Origin of the sequence: Pseudomonas sp. B21-017, from assembly GCF_024749245.1 — a bacterium.
Classification (GTDB): domain Bacteria; phylum Pseudomonadota; class Gammaproteobacteria; order Pseudomonadales; family Pseudomonadaceae; genus Aquipseudomonas.
Genome location: NZ_CP087194.1, coordinates 4,432,090 through 4,439,259 on the forward strand (window position 1 = coordinate 4,432,090; position 7,170 = coordinate 4,439,259).

Here is a 7,170-nt window from a genome sequence, read left to right on the forward strand (position 1 = left end):
GACTACGAGAGCCCCGATGAACGACTTGATCGATGATGATGTACTGGCGCTGCTGCTGGCCGATGCCGGTGATCAACCCCAAGGGATAACCGCCCGCGTCAACCAGCGCCCGGCGCCGCTGTCTTTCGCCCAGCAGCGGCTGTGGTTTCTCCAGCAACTGTCACCGGACAACGCCGCCTACAACCTGCCCCGTGTCATGCGCATCACCGGCCCCCTGGCGCCCCGGCGGCTGGAAACAGCCCTGAACAAGGTGCTTGAGCGTCACGATATTTTGCGCAGTGCCTTCGTCGAAATCGATGGTTGCGCCATGCAGGTGGTCGATGCGCAGGCAACACTGGTGCTCGACCATGAAGACCTGTCGGGCCTGTCGGACGAGGCCCGCGCCAACCGGATCGCGCTACGTATCGAGGCCCAGGCCGGCACGCCGTTCGATCTGCGTCAGGCGCCGCTGATGCGCGCGACTCTGTTGCAGATTTCGGCCGACGAGCATCTGTTGCTGATGAACATGCACCACATCGTTTCCGATGCCTGGTCCAATGCCATTCTGATGCAAGACCTGACACGGGCCTTTGCCCAGGCCGGCAGCAGCGATACATCACCCTTGCCCCGCCCGGCCATCCAGTACGCCGACTATGCCGCCTGGCAGCGCGGCGAATACCTGCACAGTGCAACCTGCGCCAGCAGCGCCGACTACTGGCAAGAGTATCTGGGGCAAACATTGCCGGCCCTCGATCTGCCGGTGGACTTCCCACGAAATGCCCGGCACAGCCACCCTGCCGGGCAGTATGACTTCAGTGTGCCCGCCCCCCTCGCGCAAGCCCTGAACCGCTTCTGCCAGCAGCAAAAACTGACGCCTTTCGTCGTGGCCTTCGGGGCCTGGCAATTGTTATTGAGCCGCTACAGTGGCCAACACGACTTTACCGTCGGCGTACCCAACGCCACCCGCAATCGCAGCGAAACCCAGGACCTGGTCGGCTTTTTCGTCAGCGCCCAGGTGTACCGGGCGCGCATTGATCCGCTGCTGTCCTGCGCAGACTTTCTCCAGCGGCTGCGGCGCGAATCGCTGGCGGCGCTGGACCATGGCGATTACCCGTTGGAATTGAGTTTCGACGCGTTGCAATTGCACGCCAGCGAACACGCCAATCCGTTGTTCCAGGTGCTGTTCAACTGGCGCACTGAAGCCGCGCAACCGGACCGGATCGACCTGGACGGGCTGGCGCTGGAGTTCCTCGGCGCGGGTCCCGGCCAGGCCAAATTCGATCTGTCCCTGGACGTCGGCTATTCGCTCGATGGCATCCACGCGAGTCTCGAATACAGCCGGGACCTCTACGCCCCCGCCACCCTCGAACGCCTGGCCCGGCACTGGCTGAACCTGCTCCATGCACTCACGGAAGATCCGCTGCGTGCGCTCGGCGAATTGCCGCTGCTGGCAAGCGACGAACGCCAGGTTCAGTTGCAGCAGTGGAATCCGCCCGCGTCGGCGATGCCTGAGGACGGCGTGCATCAGTTGTTCGAACGCCAGGCGCTGGCAACCCCCGATTCGGTGGCCCTGATCTTCAACGACCTTGAACTCAGTTATGCGCAGCTCAACCATGCGGCCAACGGCCTGGCCTACACCCTGATTGAATGCGGGGTCGGCCCCGAGGTGCTGGTGGGCATTGCCGTGGAGCGTTCGGCGCAGATGATTGTCAGCCTGCTGGCGGTGCTCAAGGCCGGCGGCGCCTATGTCCCGCTGGATCCCGACTACCCACAGGAACGCCTGGCCTGGATGATTGAAGACAGTGGCCTGAGCGTGTTGCTGAGTCAGCGTTCGCTGCTTGATCGGCTGCCATCGATGCCCGGCGTCCAGCGACGTTGCGTCGACGACATCGATATCCGGGGGACGCTGCCCGCACTTGACCCGCCCTGCCGCACCACCGGCAAAAACCTCGCCTACGTGATGTTCACGTCCGGCTCTACCGGTCGCCCCAAAGGGGTCGGCATCACCCAGGCGGCGTTGACCCGTCACGCTCAGGTGGCGCTGGAGTTTCTCGGTCTGACCGCACAGGACCGGTCCCTGCAGTTCGCCACGTTCAACTTCGATGCCTTTGTCGAGCAACTTTACCCGGCGTTAATCTGCGGCGCCTCGGTGGTGCTGCGCGGGCCGGATATCTGGGACAGTGAAACCTGGTACCGCGAACTGCTCGATAAACAGTTCAGCGTCAGCGACCTGACCACCACCTACTGGAACATGCTGGCCAAGGACTTCGCCGCTGCCGGTCAGCGCGACTACGGTGCACTGCGGCAAGTGATCGTCGGTGGCGAAGCGATGCCACCGGAGGGCGTTGCGGCCTGGGGCAAGGCCGGGCTCGGGCACGTGAAGCTGCTGAACACCTACGGGCCGACGGAAACGACGGTCAGCGCCACAGTGCTGGATTGCAGCGACTACGTGACAGGGCAAATCGCCCTGCCCAAAAGCATGCCGATCGGCCAGCCTCTGGCCGGACGGGCGATTTACCTGCTCGATGCCGGCGGCCAGCCAGTGCCAGTGGGTGTCGTCGGTGAACTGATGATTGCCGGCGACCTGCTCGCACGCGGCTACTTCAAGCGACCTGAGCTCACGGCCGAGCGCTTCATCCCCGACCCGTTCGATGTTCAGGGCGGCGGTCGTCTCTACCGCACCGGCGATCTGGCGCGCTATCGCGCCGACGGTGTGATCGAGTATGCAGGCCGGCTGGATCACCAGGTGAAGATTCGCGGCTTCCGCATCGAACTCGGGGAAATCGAGTCATGCCTGCTGCGATCGCCGCAGGTCCGCGAGGCGTTGGTGGTTGCCCGGGAAGGCGCGGTGGGTTTGCAACTGGTCGGCTATGTCGTGGCCCAAAGCGACTCGCTGAGCGAGCAGCAACAACTCGACCTGCGCGAAACCCTCAAGGCTGAGCTCAAGGCCAATCTGCCGGACTACATGGTGCCCAGCCATCTGCTGGTACTGGCCGCCATGCCGTTGAGCCCCAACGGCAAGCTCGACCGCAAGGCCCTGCCGCAGCCCGACCTCCGCCAGACGCAGCGCCACTTCATTGCTCCCGAAACGCCCCTGGAAAAGGCGCTCGCCGAACTCTGGCAAGAAGCGTTGCAGGTCGAGCGTGTCAGCCTCGACGACAACTTTTTCGAACTCGGTGGCCACTCGATTCTGGCCATTCAATTCATCTCGACCCTAAACGCGCGCCTGGGCATCAAACTGGCGCTGCAACACATGCTGGCTCATCCCAATGTCCAGGCACTGGCCAGATTCATCGCCCTGGAGCATCAGCAGCATGTGCAATGCGTGGTCGAACTCAACGCCTCGACAGCGTCGGCGCCGCCGCTGTTCTGCCTGCACCCCAGCGGCGGTATCGTGTTCTGTTATCAGCCGCTGGCGAAAAAACTCAGTGCCCATGCCCGGACCTTCGGCGTGATGCACAAGGGCTTTGCCGACAAAGACTCGAACGCTCAGACATGGGCCGAGATGATTGCCGACTACAGCGCACAGATCGTCGAGAAGCAGCCCCACGGCCCCTACCGATTGATGGGCTGGTCATTGGGGGGCGCGATTGCCATGGACGTCGCCGCCCACCTGGAGCGCCAGGGCAAGGAAGTGACCTTCCTCGGCCTCGTCGACAGCACATTGCCCGAACATGCCTTGCCCGCCGACCTGCCGCGCAAGCCTCTGGAAGAAGACAACCCGAACCACCTCAGCGCGGAAAACGAACTGCTGGCAGCACTCGAAGTCTTCAACCTGATGTTCGCGCATCTGGAACCGGCGGCGGCGAGCTTCATCGCCCGGAACCCGACGGCCGACCTCAAGACCTTCTATCGCTGGGCCAGCGAACAGACGGCCACCGGCGAGCAAGAGATGATCGCGACCCTGGAAGGCATCAAGCAGGAAGTCATGAACGCCCAGGCCTATGCGATTCACGATCGCCTGGTGGACGCGTTCAATGCCTTCTCGCTGCCGCTGCTCAAGGTCAAGGCCAGTTGCTGGTGGTCGCTGTCGCATAAAACCCTGGAGCAAGTGCTGTATTCGGAACAACTGCTCAGGGCCCACAATGTGACAGGCCAATTGCACACCTCGATCCACTCACCACTGCCGCACCGCAGCATGATCTACACCGAGTCGCTACTGGAGTCGTTTACCGAAGTGTTCCTCGGCAGCGCGGGCGAGTCATGTAGCTGACCGAGCGACGGCAAAAAAAACGCAGAAGCCATGGCTTCTGCGTTTTTGTTTGTACTTCCGGCAATACCGTAGCAGCTGCTCGGCAGCTGCTACAAGATTAGCCCGCGCCCCTGGTAAAAGGCCGCGGACCGGGACTTTGACGCTAGTGCAAAGGACTCAGAACTGCGGTGTGTATTTCACGCTGAACATCACGTTGCGTGGATCACCGTAGTTGTTGTTGCCGTTAATCTGGTTGTAGGCCGCTGCGAAGTAGGTCTTGTCAAACAGGTTGTTGGCATTCATCGCCAGCTCGATTTCCGGGGTGAGCTGATAACCGACGCGAGCATTCCACACGGTGTAACCCGGAACGTTGACGGAGTGGTCGAAACCTATCGTGTGGGTTTGTGCGGTAAAGCCCAGGCCGGTACTCACACGGCTCCAGTCGCCGGTCATCTGATAATTGCCCCACACACGCAGCATGTGTTTAGGCGTCCACCAGCTGAAGATTTTGCCTTCGTTGGTAGGGTCGTCGAGGTATTTGGTGGTGTTGTAGGTGTAGCCGGCAAACAGTTGCAGATTGTCGATCACTTCGCCGCTGATTTCGGCGTCCAGACCCTGGCTGCGCACTTTGCCCGATGCCGTCGAGCAATACCAACCGTCGCAGGTTTGCGCACCCTGCGTATCGAGAACGGCACGGTTTTCCTGGTCGTAACGGAACAGGGCCACGGAGGTATTGATCCGGCCATCCATCAACTCGCCCTTGAGACCGATCTCGTAGTTAGTACCGACAATCGGTTTAAGTACCGAGCCGGCGGTATCGCGTTCGGTCTGCGGTGTATATACGTCGGTGTAACTGGCGTAGACCGCCCATTCGCGGCTCAGGTCATAGACGATACCGGCATAGGGCGTGACTTCTCCGGTTTCAGTGGCGGTGCTTTTTGGATCTTCTGTAATGCCGGTCGCGGTCTGGGTCGAAGACTTGTAATTGTAGTCGTACCAACTGACGCGCGAGCCGAGCACCAGGGTCAGGTCTTCAACAGGCTTGACCCTCCAGCTGCCGTACAGGCCTTTCTGGCGGATGTCGTATTGGCTGGGAGTCCCACGGCCACCGGGGCTATTGATCAAGCCTTCGTAGCTGATCTCCGGACGGTTGTGATCAATGTCGAAGATATTGTCGGAGCTGTCATTGAAGGTTCGGGCGTATTTGTCGTCCGAGGTGTATTTGGAATAGTTGCCGCCCACCATGATTTCCTGCGGCATGGACAAGGCTTCGAACTTGCCGGTGAGGTTCATGTCCAGAGCGACTTTGGTGGAGTCCATGTCCGTCACGAAGTCCGCGTATTGCACGCCGCTGCCATCGGGATTGATGCCATCGCCGGTGGATTGCACCCGCTGGTTCTTCGCCTTGTTGGTTTCCGTCATGCGCACGGCGCCGATCTTGAAGGCCCAGTCGTCGTTGAAACGGTGTTCCAGGTCGGTATAGAGCGTAGTGACGTCGATATCCGAATGGTTCCACTTCGCCCCGGTGTACGTGCTGCGCGGCAGGTCGATGGGTTTACTGTCGGAGTAACGCGGGAAGCCGCGGACATTCGAGCGCGATTCGCCGTCGGACTGGCTGACCGCCACGCCCACGGTGGTGGCTTCGCTCAGATCGAAGTCCAGCGCGCCGTACAGCGAGGTGGTCTTGTACCATTCGGAATCAACGAACGTGTGGGTGTCGTCCTGGTCGGCAAGGAAACGTCCACGGATGGTGCCGTTCTGGTTCAACGGCCCACCGGCGTCCAGTTGCAGACCGTAGTGATCCCAGGAGCCAGCCTTGCCGGTCAGGGTCACGGTCGGTACGGCCTGACCGCGCTTGCGCACCAGGTTGACCGCGCCACCCGGGCTGCCGGTGCCTTGCAGCAAGCCCGACGCACCGCGCAGCACTTCCATGCGGTCGAAGAAAATCAAGTCCTGCGTGGCCCAGTTGCCCAGCGCGTAAGTGTTGCGCGGAATCGGCACACCGTCGTACTGCCAGTCATCGATCTGGAAACCGCGCGAAGAGAGGATCAAACCTCTGCCAACGCCTTGGGCACCGACCAGTCCGGTGGTCTTGTTGGCGGCGTCCTTGAGATCGACGATGTCCTGATCATCCATTTGCTTGCGGGTCATCACCGTGACCGACTGCGGAATTTCCTTGAGGGTGTGGGTGCCCTTGCCGATGGTCACGGCATTCGAGGTGTAGGAATTCGAGCCTTCGGTGGTCGCGCCCACCTGTTGCGCGTTGATGGTGGTGGCGCCCAGTTCCAGCCCCTCGGTCGAACTGCCACGTACCACCATCAGCGTGTTGCCTTCAAAGCTGTAGTGCACGCCCGTGCCCTTGAGCAATTGGGCAATCGCCGCTTCGCTGCTCAACTTGCCGCTGACGCGTGTGCTGCGCAGGCCGGTCATATCATCGGCGCTGTAGATCACCTGCTGATTGGTCTGCGTGCCAAACGCCTGCAACGCCTGGGGCAAAGGCTGGGCAGGAATGTCGAGGGTGAAGTCTTCGGCGTGGACCTGCGCGCTGAGCGGCAGCAGGCAAGCCATGCCCAGACTGGCCAACGAGCGACGCGAGCGCAGGGTTCGGGCAATGACCAAGGCCTTGAACAGAGGTTTCAACTCATGAATTGCTGACATCGTGCTCTCTATTTTTAATTGAAATGGATAGGATCCATGGGCAACCGAGTGCCCTGCCGCTGCCTGGACCTGTGAACCGCCTGGATCGGCTGCCCTCTCGGGCAACACGTCGCAAGTCGATGACCGGCCCCTCCCCGGGCTCGATCGTTTGTCCGGGCAGCGGTAAAAATGTGTACGGCTGGGAAAACTGAACCCTGTGGCTACCCTGCCCGGCTCGATTTATCTGCTTACGTAAGTAAGACGCAGCACCGTGCAAAAACCGGAATGAGTTTATTTATCATTTACGCAAAAATTCAAAAAAAAGGCCGACGCATTGGGCGTCGGCCTTTTTTTCTGCTACT

Annotated in this window: 2 protein-coding genes; one reads left to right on the forward strand and one right to left on the reverse strand. The window is 61.0% G+C overall.

Annotated features, from left to right (window positions below):
* Window positions 1-16 precede the first annotated feature (16 nt).
* Window positions 17-4,192, forward strand: coding sequence for a non-ribosomal peptide synthetase (locus LOY28_RS20035; protein ID WP_258612427.1), 4,176 nt, complete (start codon window positions 17-19; stop codon window positions 4,190-4,192).
* Between the two features lie 156 nt (window positions 4,193-4,348).
* Here the strand turns inward: LOY28_RS20035 and LOY28_RS20040 are convergent, their stop codons facing one another.
* Complete coding sequence (locus LOY28_RS20040; RefSeq protein WP_258612428.1) at window positions 4,349-6,829, reverse strand: TonB-dependent siderophore receptor; 2,481 nt, start codon at window positions 6,827-6,829, stop codon at window positions 4,349-4,351.
* Window positions 6,830-7,170 lie beyond the last annotated feature (341 nt).

Bases quoted from the DNA above. Each gene is read 5' to 3' on its own strand.
- LOY28_RS20040 (WP_258612428.1), bottom strand. From the start codon at position 6,829: ATGTCAGCAATTCATGAGTTGAAACCTCTGTTCAAGGCCTTGGTCATT.
- LOY28_RS20035 (WP_258612427.1), top strand. From the start codon at position 17: ATGAACGACTTGATCGATGATGATGTACTGGCGCTGCTGCTGGCCGAT.